Annotated in this window: 1 protein-coding gene and 1 pseudogene; both read left to right on the forward strand. The window is 64.8% G+C overall.

The annotated features are described in order from the left end of the window. A partial coding sequence (locus HP546_RS30135) for an ATP-dependent DNA ligase (protein WP_172233506.1) occupies positions 1–1,213 on the forward strand: 1,213 nt, incomplete at its 5' end. A 122-nt stretch (positions 1,214–1,335) separates the two neighbouring features. Beyond that, a pseudogene (locus HP546_RS30140) lies at positions 1,336–1,487 on the forward strand (succinylglutamate desuccinylase); the annotation flags it as partial.

Here is a 1,487-nt window from a genome sequence, read left to right on the forward strand (position 1 = left end):
CGGTGTATCGAAGCTGCTGGTCACCCGCGCCCTGGCGCAGCTGGCGGGCCTGGATGCCAAGCGGGTGGCCCAGCGCCTGGTCGGGTATACCGACATCAGCCACCGCCCCACTGCGGCCAGCTACCAGCAACTGGTCGCCCCGGAGTCTGCCGATGAACATCGTCAGCGTGGCGGCCAGCCGTACCCGTTTTTCCTCGCCCACCCGCTGCAAGCGCCAATCGAGCAGTTCGATGCACTGCTCGGCCCGCCAGGCGACTGGCAGATCGAGTGGAAGTGGGACGGCATTCGCGCCCAGGTGGTCAAGCGCGAGGGCCAGCTCTGGGTGTGGTCGCGCGGCGAAGAGCTGGTCACCGACCGCTTCCCCGAATTGCACAGCCTGGCGCAGACGTTGCCTGATGGCGTGGTGCTCGACGGCGAGATTCTGGTATGGAAGCCGGGCGCTACCGCTGCTGACCTGGCTGTACAGCCGTTTGCCCTGTTGCAACAACGTATCGGGCGCAAGACGCTGGGCAAGAAGCTGCTGGGGGATGCGCCTGTAGTGCTGCAGGCCTACGACCTGCTGGAGTGGCAAGGCGAAGACTGGCGCAGCCGGCCACAGTACCAACGCCGCCGTCAGCTGGAGCTGTTGCTGGAGCACTATCCGTTGGCCCCGGTGCTGCTATCACCCCTGCTCGAAGGCCCGGACTGGGCCGACCTCGCCCGCCAGCGCGAGCGGTCCCGCAGCCTGGGTGTCGAGGGCTTCATGCTCAAGCAACGCGAGGCCCTGTATGGCGTGGGGCGCACCAAGGATATGGGCACCTGGTGGAAATGGAAAATCGACCCGTTCAGCGTCGATGCCGTGCTGATCTATGCCCAGCGCGGCCATGGCCGGCGGGCAAGCCTTTACAGCGACTACACGTTTGCCGTGTGGGACGCTCCGGCTGGCACCCCGGGGCGAGCGCTGGTGCCTTTTGCCAAGGCCTACTCCGGGCTTACCGATGAAGAGATGCGCAAGGTCGACGCCATCATCCGCAAGACCACCGTGGAAACCTTCGGCCCGGTACGCAGCGTAACGCCAACACTGGTGTTCGAACTGGGTTTCGAAGGCATAGCCCTGTCCAGGCGCCACAAGAGCGGCATCGCCGTGCGCTTCCCACGCATGTTGCGCTGGCGGCTGGACAAACCGGTGGATGAGGCCGATGACCTGGCGACCTTGCAGGCGCTGCTGGCCTGAGACAAATGTGCGACCTGCAGGCTTCAAGCAGATACCGGAAGAGGCGCAGCAGCAGAATTTATGCTTCTATCTTTGTGCCGACCCGTGTCGCAGACCGTTTTCGCCACGTAGCCAGGACTACCATGCACCATTCGACCCACGACCTGCTCTCACCCGTTCCGGGCATTACCCGCCAATTGCACAGTTTCCACTTCGGCCCCCGCGGGGGCGGCAAGGTCTATATCCAGGCCTCGCTGCATGCCGACGAGCTGCCCGGCATGTTGGTGGCCTGGCA

This window comes from Pseudomonas sp. CM25, assembly GCF_013179705.1.
In the GTDB taxonomy this organism is placed as follows: Bacteria; Pseudomonadota; Gammaproteobacteria; order Pseudomonadales; family Pseudomonadaceae; genus Aquipseudomonas.